This is a genomic window from Streptomyces sp. BHT-5-2 (genome assembly GCF_019774615.1).
Classification (GTDB): domain Bacteria; phylum Actinomycetota; class Actinomycetes; order Streptomycetales; family Streptomycetaceae; genus Streptomyces.
The window spans coordinates 298,674-314,029 of the sequence record NZ_CP081497.1; the positions used below are offsets into that span (position 1 = coordinate 298,674).

Genomic DNA, 15,356 nt, shown 5'->3' on the forward strand with positions numbered 1-15,356 from the left:
TCCTCAAATCCCGGTCACCCCCGCTCAGGCCACCGCCGCCCGCACGCACAGCACGTCCGGCAGATGGGAGGCGAGCTGCCGCCAGCTGTCGCCGTCGTCGGCGCTGGCGTAGAGCTCGCCGCAGCGGTTGCCGAAATACACCCCCGCGGGGTCGGCGTCGTCGACGGAGAGGGCGTCCCGCAGCACCGTGCCGTAGTGGTCCTCCTCGGGGAGCCCGGCGCTCAGCGGCTCCCAGCTCGCGCCGGCGTCGGAGGTGCGGAAGACCCGGCAGCGGTGCCCGGCCGGCACCCGGTCGATGTCGGCGGTGATCGGGAAGAGGTAGGCGACGTCGCCTCTTCGGGGGTGCGCGGCCACCGCGAAGCCGAAGTCGGAGGGCAGACCGCCGCCGACGTCCGTCCAGGTCGCCCCGGCGTCGTCGCTGCGGTAGACGCCCCAGTGGTTCTGGAGGTAGAGCCGGGCGTGGTCGACCGGGTCCGGCGCGATCTTGTGGACGCACTGGCCGAACTCGGGGTGCTGGTCGGGCAGGAAGACCGCCTTGACACCGGAGTTGGACGGCGCCCAGCTGGCGCCGCCGTCGCGGGTGCGGAACACCCCGGCGGCGGAGACCGCGACCGTCACCGAGGCGGCGTCCCGGGGATCGGTGACGACGGTGTGGACGGCGAGGCCGCCGCCGCCCGGCACCCACCGCTCGCGGCTGGGGTGCTCCCAGAGCGCCCGGACCAGCTCGAAGGTCTCGCCGCGGTCCTCGGAGCGGAACAGCCCGCCGGGCTCGGTGCCGGCATAGACCACCTCGGGCGCCGCCGGGCCCGCCGGGTGCAGCTGCCACACCCGCTCCAGCGAAGTCCCGGTGTCCTTGGGGTACTTCACGGCCGGGCGGGCCGGCTCCTGCCAGGTCTCGCCCAGGTCGTCGGAGTGGAAGACCGACGGGCCCCAGTGCGCGCTGTCGGCGCCGGCCAGGAGTCTGGGCCGCGCGCCGCGGGTGTCGATCGCGAGGGAGTAGACCGCCTGGGCGGGGAAGTGCGGTCCGCTCAGCCGCCAGGCACCGCGCTGCCGACGGCCGATGAACAGCCCTTTGCGGGTGCCCACCGCGAGGAGTACGTCTGTCATGCCGGAACACCTCCGGGACGCCGTTGTCTCAGCTGGTTGCCAGTGTGCACCGCACCACTGACAACGGCGTCCCGGTCTGTGTCGGCGCAGGTCAGACGGCCCGGTGATACTGCTGCGGGATGTGCACGGCGGCGCCGAGTTCGCGCGCGGCGTGCTGGGCGAAGCTCGGCGAGCGCAGCAGCTCGCGGCCGAGCAGCACCGCGTCGGCCTGGCCGCCCGCGACGATCTTCTCGGCCTGCCGGGCCTCGGTGATCAGCCCGACGGCGCCCACCGCGAGGCCGGCCTCCTTCTTGACGCGCTCGGCGAACGGCACCTGGTAGCCCGGCCCCACCGCGATCCGCGCGTTCGGGGCGTTGCCGCCGGTGGAGGTGTCCAGCAGGTCGACGCCGTGCTCCGCGAGGTCGCGGGCGAACCGAACGGTGTCGTCGGCGGTCCAGCCCTCGCGATCGTCGCCGTCGTCCTCGCTGAGCCAGTCGGTCGCCGAGATCCGGAAGAACACCGGCAGGTCCTCGGGCCACACCGCGCGCACCGCGTCGACGATCTCCAGGGGCAGACGGGTCCGGTTCTCGTACGAGCCGCCGTAGGCGTCGGTGCGCCGGTTGCTGTACGGGGAGAGGAACTGGTTGATCAGGTAGCCGTGCGCGCCGTGGATCTCGGCCACCTGGAAGCCGGCGTCCAGGGCCCGGCGCGCGGTCTCGGCGAACTGCCCGACCACCTCGGCGATCCGAGCCGTCGACAGCTCCTCCGGGGTGGTGGAGGCATCGTCGAAGGGCAGCGGGCTCGGGCCGACCGGCCGCCAGCCGAACGGCTCCTCGGGGCGCAGCGCGCGGCCGCGGTCCACCCAGGTCCGCTCGGAGGACGCCTTGCGGCCGGCGTGTGCGATCTGGATGCCGGGGACGCTGTTCTGGGCCTTGATCGCGTCGGTGATCCGGCGGAACGCCGCGGTCTGGGTGTCGTTCCACAGCCCCAGGTCGTAGGGGGTGATCCGGCCCTCGGGGGCGACCGCGGTCGCCTCGGTGAGGATCAGGCCGGTGCCGCCCGCGGCCCGCGCCGCCAGATGCTGGAAGTGCCAGTCCCCGGGGGTGCCCTCGGTCGGCCCCTCGGGGGCGGCGCTGTACTGGCACATCGGCGCCATCCACAGGCGGTTGGGAACGGTCAGCGACCGAAGGCGGAGGGGCTCGAAGAGTGCGCTCACGGCAGGCTCCTGTACCTGGACGGGGACGAAGGGCGGGACCGCGACGACCCCGCCCTTCTACGATAGGCATCGTAGTACGGCAGATGTCAAACTACGATGGTTCTCGTACAATGGGTGCCTCGGGGGGCGCAGGAACCGCCGGGAATACCGCGCGCGAGTGCGCCGCCGGCCCGTCGCCGGTCAACAGATCCGCAGGTCAGGAGCAGTCATGACGACCGAAACCCCAGTCGCCGGGGCCGCCTCGGGTGCCCGGTCGCTACCGCACCCCGACCGCGAGGACATCCGGCTCGCCCAGGTGCTGCACGCACTCGCCGACCCGATGCGGCTGCGGATCGTCTGTGCCCTGGCCGCCGCCGACGGCGAGCTGAACTGCGCGGACATCGAACTCCCGGTCAGCAAGTCGACCTGTACGCACCACTTCCGGGTGCTCCGCGAGCACGGCGTGATCCAGCAGTTCTACCGCGGCACCGCCAAGATGAACGGCCTGCGCCGGGCCGACCTCGACGGGCTGTTCCCCGGTCTGATCGACGGCGTCCTCCGCGCGGCCGATCTCCAGGAGCGTCGCCTCGGCGAACGGTGAACGGGCCCGCACCGGCGACGGCACGGGCCCGGCGGACGCCGTCGCTCAGCGACCCACCATCGCCGACCGCGCCGCGTGCAGCAGCCCCTCCCAGTCGGCCAGCTTGACCGTGCCGCGGCCCAGGCTGCGGCCCCGTTCCGCCTCGGCCGCCTCGATGGCCAGCCAGCCCCGCCAGGGCACCGGCCGCGCCCCGGCCCGCTCCAGCGCCGCCACCGGATCCACCGCCACCGGCCGCTGGGCCAACTCCGCCGCGTCCGCCAGCAGGGACGTCGCGGTCTCCTTGGCGCACGGCCGGTTGGTGCCGATCACGCCGGTGGGGCCACGCTTGATCCACCCCGCCACATAGACGCCCGGGTCCGGCTTCCCGTCCCGCAGGACCCGCCCGTCCGCGTGCGGCACCGTCCCGGTCGCCTCGTCGAACGGCAGCCCCGGCTGCGGAAGCCCCCGATAGCCCACCGACCGCAGCACCAACTGCCCCTCGATCTCCTCGTGTTCACCCGTCCCCGCGACCCCGCCGCGCCCGTCGGGTACGGTCCGCTCGAACCGCACCGCCCGCACCCCGTCCGCCGGATCGCCGAGGATCTCCACCGGCCGCAGGAAGAACCGCAGATGGATCCGGCGCGGCCGACCCAGCCCCGACGCCATGGCCACCGGCCGCTCGGCCCAGTCGTGCAGCACCTCGATGTTCCGCCGCACCGGGGCGGGCAGCGCGCTCGGGTCGCGGTAGGCCGGGTCCAGGGCCAGTTCCTCCGGCCGGACCAGCACCCGCGTACCGGGCAGCGCGCCCAGCTCCCGCAGCTCCTTGGTGGTGAACTTGGCGTGCGAGGGGCCCCGCCGCCCCACCATCCACACGTCCTCGACCCGGCTGTCGGCCAGCGCCCCCAGCGCCCCCTGCGGCATGTCGGTCGCGGCCAGCTCGGCGGCTCCCCGGGACAGCATCCTGGCCACGTCCACCGCGACGTTGCCCACCCCGACCACCACCGCCGAACGCGCCGTCAGCGCGAAGCCGTCGGCCGCCGCGTCCGGGTGCGCGCTGTACCAGGCGACGAAGTCGGTGGCCGGATGGCTGCCGGGCAGCTCCTCGCCGGGGATGTCCAGCCGTCGGTCGGTGGCGGCGCCCACGCAGAACACCACCGCGTGGAACATCTTCCGCAACTCCGCCAGGCCCACGCCCGCATCGCCCACCTCGACGTTCCCCAGGAAGTGCACCCGGGGGTGCTCCAGCACCGTCCGCAGGTTGTTCTGCAGCGACTTGATCTTCTCGTGGTCCGGTGCCACGCCGTACCGCACCAGCCCGTAGGGGCATGGCAGCCGGTCCAGGACGTGGACCTCGATGTCCGGGACGGAATCCTGTCCGACCAGGGTCTGAGCGGTGTAGACACCGCTCGGTCCGGAACCGATCACAGCGACACGAAGCACGGGTGGCCCCTTCCGCGGAGTAACCCCAGGATCGCACCGGTGGCCGTGCGGCGGGAGAGCTGCGCTATCGGGGTTGCTCCCGGTCCGATGAGCGTGCCGCGCCCCTTGGCCGGGTGAGCTGGAGGCTAGGTTTTGTTTGTGTCGGAAAGTGAGTTTTATACCGATAACCCCCGATATAAAGCGCAAGGTGGGGCTCTGGCGTGGCCCGACTGGGAGCTTCAGGCGCATGGCTCGGCCGCGCCCGAACTGGGCCCCTGGTTCAGTGCCCGGCTGTCCTTCCCCCACGGCGCCCGGATCGACGTCCTGGTCACGGTGAACGGCGACCGCCTCACCGTCGAGGACGTCCGCGCCGACCCGCCCCTGACACTCGACGACCTGGCCTCCCTCGCCCACTGGATCGAGGGCCCGCTCGACGACGCCTGCCGGGCCGCCACCGGGCGCCCCCCGAAGTCCGCGGCCGGCGCCGTGGCGGCCCCCGATCCGGCGCCCCGCCCGGCCCCCGCCGCACCGGAAAGGCGCGAGGGCGCGGTCCGGCCCCGGCGGACCCGCGCGGGCACCGACGCCCCGGCGGACGACGTCGTGCACGGCGAGGGCGCCCTCTGCGGCGCGGACGCCGCTCCGACGGCCGCCACCGCCCCGGCAAGCACGGCATCCGACGACGGGACACCCGCACCGGCGCCCGGCGCCGCACCGGACGAGGCCCCCGGCCCGGCGCCCACCACCGCGACCGAGGCGGCTCCCGACCCGGCGCGAACCGCCGCACCCGCCGGGGACGACGACCCGGAACCGGACACCGGCCCGCCCCCCGCGGCGGGCGCCGCCTCGGGCGACGGGGCGGGGGTCGCCGCCCGGCCGCCCGACGAGCCGCGCTCGGCCGTCCTCGTCCGCTCCCGGGCCGGCGAACGCCGCAAGATCGCCGCGGCGGCCTACCGGGCCGCCCAGCAAGAGGGCCGCGACCCGATCCAGGCCGTCATGAACGCCACCGGCCGCAACCGCCGACGCGCCCTGCGCCTGATCGCCGGCGCCCGCGACGCCGGCCTGCTGACGCCACGTCATAACAAGCGGTAGACACCGCAATGCGCACAACCGCCCACGAACTCGCGTCGGCCACAGGGGAGTTCATGCCACCGGCAGCCGCCACGAACGAACTGCGCACGGTGCCCGTGGTGCTCCCGCGGTCCGCGGTGGTCACGCGATGCGCGGCGCCCGCGGGTCCGCTACGGTCCCAAGGGCGCCGTCCCCGTCACGCGTCGGGGCCTCCGCGCGTCGTCGCGCCCTCGGGGGGCCGTTCGCCCGGCGGGGCGCCCATCTCCCAGGCCAGCCCGTACCGTTGGAAGAGTTCGGCGCGCAGCCGGACCCGCGGCATCTGGGCGCCCGGGAGCAGCATCGGCACCACCGAGCCCATCAGCAGCGCGCGGAGCATCGGATAGTCCGTGTCGGGGTCGGCCGACCCGTAGGCCGTCACCGTCTCGCGCAGCAACTGGGCCAGCCGCTGCTGCTCCGGGCACTGGATGAATCCCGGGGACGTCAGGATTCCGGCCATGTGGGTGCGCATCAGCAGCGGTTCGTCGTGGGCCAGCCCCAGGATCGCGTCGATCGCGCGGGCCAGCAGCGCCCGTCCGGCGTCCGGACCGGTCGGCCGGGGCTCGCGCTCCAGGGCGGCCTGGAGCGTACGGTGCATCAGCCGGTGCACCGCCGACTGGAGAAGCTGGTGCTTGCCGGGGAAGTAGTACGAGATCAGCCCACGGGCCGCCCCCGCGCGCCGGGCGATGTCGCCGAGCGTCGTGGCGTCGTATCCGCGTTCGCTCACCAGCTCGACCGTCGCCTGCAAGAGCCGCTCGCGGGAGCGCCGCCGCAATTCTTCGTTGACCGATGCGCTGCGGGGGGACATGCTGTAACTCCTGCGTTGACTGGCTGAGAGCCAATATACTCAGTGCAGGTTCCGGGGACCCGCTCGTGAGGGCGGTGAATCCGGCCAGGCTGCCTGATTCGGGCGATGCGGGGGATCGCCCGAATCAGGCTCGTGCCACCTGGGACCGGGCCCGGCGCCCCAGACCGTGCCTGTCGGCCACCAACCAGCCCCTGCGGGACTGCGTGGTCGGGAAGCTCACGGAGGACTGGTCGCCCGAGCAGATATCCGGCCTCCTGGCCAGGACGCACACCGCCGGGTCGGGGATGCGGATCAGCCACGAGACGGTCTACCAGTCCCTGTTCATCCGGACCCGCGGAGTGCTGGCCAAGGCCCTGCAGAAGCACCTCCGCTCGGGCCGGCCGAAACGGCGACATCCACAACACCGTTACCGGACAGCGGTGTTCACAGATCAAGGACGCAGTGTCCATCGGCGAGCGCCCCACCGAAGCCGACGACCGCGCGGTTCCTGGCCACCGGGAGGGCGACCTGCTACTGGGCCGTGGCCTGACCCAGATCGCCACGGTCGTCGAACGTTCCACCCGCTTCAGCGTGCTCGTTCAGCTCGACGGGCGGGGCGTGGCCACCGTCACCGCCGGGCTGTCGGCCAAGATGCTCAAGCTGCCCGCCCAGCTCAGGAACCTTGACCCGGGACCGCGGGATGGAGCCGGCCGGGCACAAGGACGTCACCGCGGCCACCGGCCTGGACGGGTACTTCGCCGACCCGAGCAGCCCGTGGCAGCGCGGCACGAACGAGAACACCGACCGCCTGCCGCGTCAGCACCTCCCAAGAAAACGGCCATGGGAGACCTGACCCAGCACGACCTCGACAACATCGCGCTGAAGCTGAAGCTGAACACACGACCACGGAAGACCCTCGGCTTCGGGACGCCGGCAGATCGGCCGGAGGCTCTGCTGCACTGACCGGTCGAGCGCACCTTTTCTTTTTTCGTGAAGAAGCCTGCACCCGGGGGAGTTGTGGGTGGGCAGGGAGGGATCAGGCCAGCGCTCGTTGCTGCTCGGGGAGTTCGGGTTCGTCGAGGTGCCAGTGGAGGTCGCGGACGTCCGGCTCCAGGGAGAGCCGGGCGATGACCTGCTCCAGGGCCTGGGCGGGGGTGCCGGAGACGGTGACCGCGGCACGGATGCCGGTGGTGTCCTCGGCGTCCCGGCGGGCCCGCAGGCTGACGGGTGTCAGCCCGGATGCGGTGAGCGCCTGGAGCAGGAGGGCGCGGATGTGCGTCTCCGCGCGGCGCTCGCAGACCACGTGCACGGTGGCGTGCACCGCCGCGTCGGGGTCGGAGCCGGCGGCCGGGGCCCGGTCCAGCAGTCGCCCGGCCGGGCGCAGCACGAGGTGGACGGCGAGCACGGCGAGGGTGCCGAGGACGGCGAGTTCGAGCCGTCCGGAGGCGGCCAGGACGCCGGCGGCCGCGGAGCACCACAGGGTGGCGGCGGTGTTCAGACCGCGCACCCCCGCTCCGTCCCGGAGGATCACCCCGCCGCCGAGGAAGCCGATGCCGGAGACGACGTAGGAGGCGACCCGGGTGGGGCTGCCGGAGTCCCCGACGGCCGTGCTGTAGAGGACGAAGAGGGTGGCGCCGGTGGCGACGAGGGCGTTGGTGCGCAGCCCGGCCATCCGGGCGCGCCACTGGCGCTCGACACCGATGAGCGCTCCGCAGGCCACGCCGGTGGCGAGCCGGACGAGGAAGTCGACGATGGTCAGGGTGTGCATGGGAGCACCTCCTCGGGGACGGGGGAGGGGTGGGCTGACGGTGCGGACGGACGGCCGGTGGACCAGGGCGACTTGGGCGGGCTGGATGACGACCGGGACCGTGGCGAGGAAGAGGTGCGTCCGCAGGGCGGTCGGAGCGCGGTGCCGTTCACGGTGGCCTCCCGGCGCCCCTGGCGGGGTGGTGTCGGAGGCGCGCGGCAGCCGGCCGCCCCGCGCGGGTGCGCAGCACGGCGGCCCGTGACGGCGGTCGGCCGTACGGGGGCGTGCCGCGGCGGGGAGGCCGCGCGGGGAGGACGGTTACCGCGTGCCGGAAGGGTGCGAGGGCAGGCGGTGGTGGGGCCGATGATGGCCCGGACTACTGCAATCCATGTCTCCCGCCTCCTTCCGTCCGGGGTGTGCCCGGGGCGCCGTCGTCGATCCGGCAAGGAGCGGACCGGTCGCCGTCGACCGGTTCACCCCCATTCGTCAGAGCTTTGGCACGTCACGGCGTGGCCCCTGCGCGGGGCAGCCACCCGGGGTCACCCCTTGTGCCGGGGAGACCTGTCCTGATCCGGAGCGTCTCTCGACGGGCGGGATCAGTGGCCTGTGTCCGTGGCGAAGCCTCACCGAACGAGGTGACTGCCGCGTCAAACGTCTAGGAGTGTAGCCCCCGCCGGGACGATCACTTGCGTGGGTGTGCAAGTTCTTGACGGAATCCTGCTCGCCGGGCGGATCCGTCCCACCGGTCCGGTGATCGCGCTGGACACCGTGCCGGCCCCGGGTGAGCATGAGGCGCATGTCCCACGACCCCGAGCCCGGCAAGGCGGGCGACGCCGGTACCGACGCCGAGCGCCTGGACCGCATCGAGGCGCTGCTGGCCCCCGCCATGGCGGGGGTGGAGGAGGCCGGGCGGCGGCTGCGGCCGGCCTGGCGGCGGGTGACCCGCGGTGAGCCCCGCTGGCCCTCGACCCTCGCGGTGCTGGTGGCGGCGGCCCTGCAGGGCCTGCTGCCGGGGCGGCTGACGATCCGTCCGGAGTGGCTGCTGCCGGTGCTGGAGACCGCGCTGCTGCTGGTGCTGGTGGTCGCCGATCCGTTCCGCATCGAGCGGGTCTCCCGGCTCTACCGGTGGGCGGGGCTGGCGCTGATCGCGATGATCAGCGCGGCGAACGGCTGGTCCGCGGTGCATCTGGTGATCGGCCTGGTGCATGGCACGGAGGGCGAGGAGGCCGGGCCACTGCTGGCGACCGGCGGCGGCATCTGGGCGACCAACGTCATCGTCTTCGCGCTGTGGTACTGGGAGTGGGACCGCGGTGGTCCGGTCGCCCGGGTCCACGCCGTGCACCGCTACCCGGACTTCCTCTTCCCGCAGATGGCGACGCCGGAGCTGGCCCCGGAGCACTGGGAGCCGCAGTTCGTCGACTACCTGTACCTGTCGTTCACCAACGCCACCGCCTTCAGTCCCACCGACGTGATGCCGCTGACCCGTTGGGCGAAGCTGCTGATGCTGTTGCAGTCGGCGGTCTCGCTGCTGACGGTCGTTCTGGTGGTGGCCCGTGCGGTCAACATCCTCAAGTAGCCCGCGCCAGGCAACTTACGGGCATTCAGAGGCGTCAAAAACGGTGTGGGGACGGCGTGATGAGGGTATGACAGCCTCATGACGGGTCGATGAGACGGCCGTGAGAATCCGATGAATAGTTGCTCGGTTGCGCAATATTTGATCAAGGCTTGACCGGATACCCCGTAACCGTTCGACCGCAAGGATCTGACCTGCGGTTTTGAGCGTTTCGGAGGCGGTGCCGAAAACAATCCCCGGCGGCGGTCAATTCTTTCCCATGACATGGTCAGGTGCCGGAGCCGGATTCCCCGTGCAGCCTGCCCAAGCGGCCGGCTCCCGCTTTCACAACACGTTCGATTGGGGGAACGGGGAACCCGAGCTGCGAACCGGTGCCCGGGCGGCGGCATCTCTAGTGGCGAACGTCCGAGGGTTTCCACCCACCGGCACCGAACAACAGAGGCATATCGATGTCGTCGCCCCTTCTCGAATCGTCCTTCGAGCCGTCAGAATCCATCCCCCCGGGGGCTGTCTACCGCACCGCCGGCACCCCGGCCCCGCGAACCCTGCTCGACGTGCTCGATGCCACCGCCGCCGCACACCCCCAGGCGATCGCCTTGGACACGGGCTCCGAAGTGCTCACCTACCGTGACCTGTGCACCGAGGCCGAGCGCCGCGCACGGCAGCTCAGGGACCGCGGAATCGGTCCCGGCGACCGGGTAGGAGTCCGTGTGCCCTCCGGGACCTCCGAGCTGTACCTGTCCATCCTCGCCGTCCTGCGCAGCGGAGCGGCCTACGTACCGGTCGACGCCGACGACCCCGACGAGCGGGCCGCCACCGTCTTCCGCGAGGCCGCCGTCTGCGCCGTCCTGGGCCCCGACGGCCCGCTGCCCGGCCCGGCCCGGCCCGCCGGGGCGCCGCGCGCCCCGGGCCTCCAGGACGACGCCTGGATCATCTTCACCTCCGGCTCGACCGGCGCCCCCAAGGGCGTGGCGGTCAGCCACCGCTCCGCCGCCGCCTTCGTCGACGCCGAGGCCGGACTGTTCTGCCAGGACCGGCCGCTGGGGCCCGGCGACCGGGTGCTGGCCGGGCTGTCCGTCGCCTTCGACGCCTCCTGCGAGGAGATGTGGCTCGCCTGGCGGCACGGCGCCTGCCTGGTTCCCGCCCCCCGCTCGCTGGTCCGGGCCGGCCACGAACTCGGCCCGTGGCTGGTCGAACGCGGTATCACCGTGGTCTCCACAGTTCCCACCCTCGCCGCACTGTGGCCGGACGAGGCGATGCACCGGGTCCGGCTGCTGATCGTCGGCGGCGAGTCCTGCCCCGCCGGGCTCGTCGACCGCTTCGCCGGCCCCGGCCGCGAGATGTGGAACACCTACGGCCCGACCGAGACCACCGTCGTCGCCTGCGCCGCCCGCCTCCTGCCGGGGGAGCCGGTCCGCATCGGCCTGCCCCTGGAGGGCTGGCAGCTCGCCGTCGTCGACCCGGCCGGCCGGCCGGTGCCGTACGGCGCGGAGGGCGAGCTGCTGATCGGCGGCGTGGGCATCGCCCGCTACCTCGACCCGGCCAAGGACGCCGAGCGCTTCCGGCCCGACGGCGTGCTGGACACCGCCCGCGCCTACCGCACCGGCGACCTGGTCCGCGCCGAACCCGGGGGCCTGCTCTTCGTCGGACGCGCCGACGACCAGATCAAACTCGGCGGCCGCCGGATCGAGCTGGGCGAGATCGACGCCGCCCTGGCCGAGCTGCCCGGCGTCCGCGGCGCCGCCGCGGCCGTCCAGACCACCCCGGCCGGCACCCAGGTCCTGGTCGGCTACATCGTCCCCGACCGGCGCACCGCCGACGGCTCCAGCTTCCAGCAGGACAAGGCCCGCGCGTTGCTCCAGGAACGGCTGCCGGCACAGCTGGTGCCCGTCCTGGCCGAGGTCGAGAGCCTGCCCACCAGGACCTCCGGCAAGGTCGACCGCAAGGCGCTGCCCTGGCCGCTGCCGGCCGCCCCGGCCGACGCCGACGCCAGCGACCCGGCCGCGGCCCTGCACGGCACCGCCGCCCGCCTCGCCGGGATCTGGACCGACCTCCTCGGCGTCCGCCCCGGCCCGGACAGCGACTTCGTCGCCCTCGGCGGCACCAGCCTCGTCGCCGCCCGGATGGCGTCCCGGCTGCGCGTCCACCACCCCGGCGTCTCGGTCGCCGACCTCTACCGCCACCCGGTGCTGCGCGACATGGCCGAGCACCTGGACTCGCTCGGCGGCCCGGTGGACGAGGTCCGCCCGGTCCGCCCCGTCCCGCGTCGCACCGCGGTCGTCCAACTCCTCGTCCAGACCGGCCTGTACGGCATCGCCGGGCTGCGCGGGCTCGTCGGGCTGGCGCTCGCGGACAACGTCCTCGGCTGGCTCGCCCCGCAGGTCTGGGCCCCGCACACCGCCTGGTGGCTGATCATCGTCGGCTGGGTGGTGCTCTACAGCGCCCCGATGCGCTGCGCCCTGGGCGCGCTCGCCGCCCGGATGCTCGCCGGTTCCATCCGGCCGGGCGCCCACCCGCGCGGCGGCGCCACCCATCTGCGCCTGTGGACCGCCGAACGCGTGGTCGCCGCCTTCGGCGTCCCGTCCCTGCTCGGCACGCCCTGGGCGCGGCTGTACGCCCGGACGCTGGGCTGCGCCACCGGGCGCGACGTGGCGCTGCACACCATGCCGCCGGTCACCGGCCTCGCCGAACTCGGCGACGGCTGCAGCGTCGAACCGGAGGCCGACATCTCCGGCTGGTGGCTCGACGGCGACACCCTGCACGTCGGCACGGTCCGGATCGGCGCCGGGGCCCGGGTCGCCCACCGCAGCATGCTGATGCCCGGCGCCGTCGTCGGCCGGGACGCCGAACTCGCCGCCGGCGGCTGCCTGGACGGCGAGATCCCCGACGGTGCCTGCTGGACCGGCTCCCCGGCCCGCCCCGCCGGCGCCGCCGAGCGGATGGCCGGCGCCGCCTGGCCCGCCCCCGAGCGGCGGCGCTCGCGCCGCTGGACCGCCGCCTACGCGCTCGCCCTGTTGGGCCTGCCGCTGCTGGCCCTGCTCTCCGCCGCCCCCGCACTGGTCGGCGTGTACTTCCTGCTCCGTGACAGCGGCACCCTGGGGACCGCCGCGGTCCGCCTGCTGGTGGCCGCACCGGTCTTCACGCTCCTCACCACCGGCTGCTCGATCCTGGTGACCGCCGGCACGGTCCGGCTCCTCGGCCGCGGCATCAAGCCCGGCCTGCACCCGGCCGGCGGCGGCGTCGCCTGGCGCGCCTGGCTGGTGACCCGCCTCCTGGACGGCGCCCGCGGCAGCCTCTTCCCGCTCTACGCCAGCCTCGGCACCCCGCACTGGCTGCGGCTGCTCGGTGCCAAGGTCGGCAAGCACGCCGAGATCTCCACCGTGCTGCCGCTGCCCTCCCTGCTGCACGTCGAGGACGGCGCCTTCCTCGCCGACGACACCCTCGTCGCCCCCTACGAACTCCGCGGCGGATGGCTGCGGTTGGGCACCGTCCGGATCGGCCGCCGGGCCTTCGTCGGCAACTCCGGCATCGTCGACCCCGGCCACGACGTCCCCGACCACAGCCTGGTCGGCGTGCTCTCCAACGCGCCCGCCGACGGCGAACCGGGGATGTCCTGGCTGGGCCGCCCCGCCATGCCGCTGCCCCGGGTGGCGGCCCAGGCCGACCCGGCGCGCACCTTCGCCCCGCCGCGCCGGCTGGTCCTGGCCCGCGCCGCCGTGGAAATGTGCCGGGTGCTGCCCCTGATGTGCGGAGTGGCCCTCGCCGAGGGCGTGTTCCTCACCGAACAGGACGCCTTCACCCACGGCGGCCTCGGCCTCGCGGCGCTGATCGGCGCCCCGCTGATGCTGGTCTCGGGCCTGCTGGCGCTGCTCATCACGACCGTGGCGAAGTGGACGCTGGTCGGCCGGTTCACCGCCGGCGAGCATCCGCTGTGGTCCTCGTTCGTCTGGCGCAACGAGCTCTACGACACCTTCGTCGAGTCGCTCGCCGTGCCCTCGATGGCCGGCGCGTTCACCGGCACCCCGGTGCTCAACTGGTGGCTGCGCACCCTCGGCGCCAAGATCGGGCGCGGCGTCTGGCTGGAGAGCTACTGGCTGCCGGAGACCGACCTGATCACCCTCGCCGACGGCGTCAGCGTCAACCGCGGCTGCGTCCTGCAGACCCACCTCTTCCACGACCGGATCATGCGCCTGGACACCGTCCGCCTCGCCGAGGGCTCCTCGCTCGGCCCGCACGGCATCGTGCTCCCCGGGACCGACGTCGGGGCGCGCGCCTCGATCGCACCGTCCTCCCTGGTCATGCGCGGCGAGAGCGTGCCCGCCCACACCCGCTGGGCCGGCAACCCGATCGCCGGCGAACGCCCGGCCCGCCCCGCCGCGGCCCGTGCGGAAGGCGGTGCGGCCGCGTGACCCGATGCAGCCGGCGCGCGCTCCTCCGGGGCGCCGCCCTGCTCCCGCTCGCCGCGACGGGCGCGGACGGCCTCGCCTGGCCGCTCTCCGAGCGCTACTTCCCGCGGCACGGCACCTACGCCCACGACACCCTCTCCTACGACCTGGACCTGACCTACCGCCCGGCCGACGGCGGCCTGCACGGCCGGGCCCGCATCGAGGCGGTGGCCAACGGGCCCCTGGACCGGGTGGAGTTGGACCTCTCCCGCCTGACGGTGCACACCGCCCATGTCGACGGCATCCGGGTCCGCTCCCGCCAGCAGAACGGGAAGCTGTACCTGGCGACCCCGCGCCCGCTGGCCACCGGCACCCGCTTCACCATGGACATCGGCTACCGCGGCCGGCCCCGGCCGGTCCGCTCGCCGTTCGGCCCGATCGGCTGGGACCGCACCGGCGACTCGCACGACGGGACCATGGTCGCCTCCCAGCCGCTCGGCGCCCCCTCGTGGTTCCCCTGCAACGACCGCCCCGACGACAAGGCGGCCTTCACCTTCCGGATCAACGTCCCGCACGGCCAGCACGCCCTCGCCAACGGCACCCTGCTCGAACGCCGCCGCAGCGGGCACCACGAGTGCTGGACCTACCACCACCCGGGCCCCATGGCCCCGTACCTCGCCGCGCTGTACACCGGGCGGTTCCGGCACGACAGCGGCACCGCCCGGCTCGGCCCGGACCACCCGGCGATCACGCTGCACAACTCCTATCCGGCGCGGATGGCCGAGGAGGCGGCGTACGACCTGGCCCGGCAGCCGGAGATGCTCCGGGCGTTCAGCGACCGCTTCGGCCGCTACCCGTTCGAGGCGTACGGCGCGGTGGTCGTCGACGCCGAACTCGCCGCCCCGGTCGAGAACCAGACCCGGTCGGTGTTCGGCAGCAACCACATCGACGGCGAACGCGGCGCGGAGACCCTGGTCGCGCACGAGATCGCCCACCAGTGGTACGGCAACAGCGTCAGCCTGCGCGACTGGCGCGACATCTGGCTCAACGAGGGCTTCGCCACCTACGCGGAGTGGCTGTGGTCCGAGCACGCCGGCGAGGACACCGCCGACGAGATCGCCCGCCGGGAATGGCGCACGCTGCGCGACCGGCCCCAGGACCTGCGGATCGCCGACCCCGGCCAGCGCCGGATCTTCGACGACCGGGTCTACGTGCGCGGCGCCTGCGCCCTGCACGCGCTCCGCCGCACCGTCGGCGACCAGCGGTTCTTCGCCGTGCTCCGCAGCTGGCACAGCGCGCACCGCGGCGCCAGCGCCGACACCGGGGCGTTCCTCGCCCACGCCGAACGCTGCGCCGGCCCCCGGGCCCGGCCGCTGCTGCACACCTGGCTGTACGAGAAGCCGCTGCCCGTACTGGCGGCCTGAACATCCCGCGTCCCGAGTGGCGGGCGGCCGCCACGCCCACCACCCGGGACGCCCTG

The 15,356-nt window shown here is 74.0% G+C and carries 12 protein-coding genes and 1 riboswitch; of the genes, 7 read left to right on the plus strand and 5 right to left on the minus strand.

Translation table 11 applies throughout. The annotated features are described in order from the left end of the window. Positions 1 to 24: 24 nt before the first annotated feature. Positions 25 to 1,107 (minus strand): sialidase family protein, encoded by a 1,083-nt coding sequence (locus K2224_RS29250; protein ID WP_221910204.1) that lies wholly within the window; start codon positions 1,105 to 1,107, stop codon positions 25 to 27. 91 nt (positions 1,108 to 1,198) lie between these two features. Further along, the gene (locus K2224_RS29255) at positions 1,199 to 2,302 is read right to left on the minus strand and encodes an NADH:flavin oxidoreductase/NADH oxidase (RefSeq protein WP_221910205.1); all 1,104 of its coding nucleotides are present in this window, start codon (positions 2,300 to 2,302) and stop codon (positions 1,199 to 1,201) included. Positions 2,303 to 2,510: 208 nt separating this feature from the next. Here K2224_RS29255 and K2224_RS29260 point away from each other — a divergent pair, with 208 nt between their 5' ends. Beyond that, complete coding sequence (locus K2224_RS29260; protein ID WP_221910206.1) at positions 2,511 to 2,882, plus strand: helix-turn-helix transcriptional regulator; 372 nt, start codon at positions 2,511 to 2,513, stop codon at positions 2,880 to 2,882. A gap of 45 nt (positions 2,883 to 2,927) precedes the next feature. Here K2224_RS29260 and K2224_RS29265 read toward each other — a convergent pair whose 3' ends face one another. Further along, on the minus strand, positions 2,928 to 4,301 hold the full coding sequence (locus K2224_RS29265; protein ID WP_260693550.1) for an FAD-dependent oxidoreductase: 1,374 nt from the start codon (positions 4,299 to 4,301) through the stop codon (positions 2,928 to 2,930). A 138-nt stretch (positions 4,302 to 4,439) separates the two neighbouring features. Between K2224_RS29265 and K2224_RS29270 the strand changes: the two genes are divergently transcribed. Continuing rightward, on the plus strand, positions 4,440 to 5,369 hold the full coding sequence (locus tag K2224_RS29270; RefSeq protein WP_260693551.1) for a DUF6214 family protein: 930 nt from the start codon (positions 4,440 to 4,442) through the stop codon (positions 5,367 to 5,369). A 175-nt stretch (positions 5,370 to 5,544) separates the two neighbouring features. Here K2224_RS29270 and K2224_RS29275 read toward each other — a convergent pair whose 3' ends face one another. After that, positions 5,545 to 6,192: a TetR/AcrR family transcriptional regulator gene (locus K2224_RS29275; protein WP_221910207.1), complete on the minus strand. Its 648-nt coding sequence runs from the start codon at positions 6,190 to 6,192 to the stop codon at positions 5,545 to 5,547. A 661-nt stretch (positions 6,193 to 6,853) separates the two neighbouring features. Here K2224_RS29275 and K2224_RS29285 point away from each other — a divergent pair. Further along, a complete protein-coding gene (locus tag K2224_RS29285; RefSeq protein WP_221910209.1) occupies positions 6,854 to 7,024 on the plus strand; it encodes a hypothetical protein in 171 nt (56 codons plus the stop codon). Further along, positions 7,012 to 7,134, plus strand: a complete 123-nt coding sequence (locus K2224_RS40905) for a hypothetical protein (RefSeq protein WP_260693552.1) — start codon at positions 7,012 to 7,014, stop codon at positions 7,132 to 7,134. The genes K2224_RS29285 and K2224_RS40905 overlap by 13 nt, the downstream gene beginning before the upstream one ends. A 73-nt stretch (positions 7,135 to 7,207) precedes the next feature. Here K2224_RS40905 and K2224_RS29290 read toward each other — a convergent pair whose 3' ends face one another. Then, positions 7,208 to 7,939, minus strand: a complete 732-nt coding sequence (locus tag K2224_RS29290) for an MgtC/SapB family protein (protein WP_221910210.1) — start codon at positions 7,937 to 7,939, stop codon at positions 7,208 to 7,210. Between the two features lie 449 nt (positions 7,940 to 8,388). Next, positions 8,389 to 8,560: riboswitch (M-box (ykoK) riboswitch) on the minus strand. A gap of 154 nt (positions 8,561 to 8,714) precedes the next feature. On the opposite strand from K2224_RS29290, the gene K2224_RS29295 reads away from it, so the two are divergent. From K2224_RS29295 to K2224_RS29305, 3 genes are all read left to right on the plus strand, one after another. Continuing rightward, positions 8,715 to 9,494 (plus strand): hypothetical protein, encoded by a 780-nt coding sequence (locus K2224_RS29295; RefSeq protein ID WP_221910211.1) that lies wholly within the window; start codon positions 8,715 to 8,717, stop codon positions 9,492 to 9,494. A 446-nt stretch (positions 9,495 to 9,940) separates the two neighbouring features. Then, the gene (gene pls, locus K2224_RS29300) at positions 9,941 to 13,900 is read left to right on the plus strand and encodes an epsilon-poly-L-lysine synthase Pls (RefSeq protein WP_221910212.1); all 3,960 of its coding nucleotides are present in this window, start codon (positions 9,941 to 9,943) and stop codon (positions 13,898 to 13,900) included. Then, positions 13,897 to 15,300: a M1 family metallopeptidase gene (locus K2224_RS29305; protein ID WP_221910213.1), complete on the plus strand. Its 1,404-nt coding sequence runs from the start codon at positions 13,897 to 13,899 to the stop codon at positions 15,298 to 15,300. Before pls ends, K2224_RS29305 begins: the two co-directional genes overlap by 4 nt. The last annotated feature ends 56 nt before the right edge of the window (positions 15,301 to 15,356 follow it).

What these genes read in the sequence shown, in the direction of transcription:
- K2224_RS29275 (WP_221910207.1), bottom strand. Translation starts at nt 6,192, where the DNA reads ATGTCCCCCCGCAGCGCATCGGTCAACGAAGAATTGCGGCGGCGCTCC.
- K2224_RS29260 (WP_221910206.1), top strand. Translation starts at nt 2,511, where the DNA reads ATGACGACCGAAACCCCAGTCGCCGGGGCCGCCTCGGGTGCCCGGTCG.
- K2224_RS29295 (WP_221910211.1), top strand. Translation starts at nt 8,715, where the DNA reads ATGTCCCACGACCCCGAGCCCGGCAAGGCGGGCGACGCCGGTACCGAC.
- K2224_RS29250 (WP_221910204.1), bottom strand. Translation starts at nt 1,107, where the DNA reads ATGACAGACGTACTCCTCGCGGTGGGCACCCGCAAAGGGCTGTTCATC.
- pls (WP_221910212.1), top strand. Translation starts at nt 9,941, where the DNA reads ATGTCGTCGCCCCTTCTCGAATCGTCCTTCGAGCCGTCAGAATCCATC.
- K2224_RS29290 (WP_221910210.1), bottom strand. Translation starts at nt 7,939, where the DNA reads ATGCACACCCTGACCATCGTCGACTTCCTCGTCCGGCTCGCCACCGGC.
- K2224_RS40905 (WP_260693552.1), top strand. Translation starts at nt 7,012, where the DNA reads ATGGGAGACCTGACCCAGCACGACCTCGACAACATCGCGCTGAAGCTG.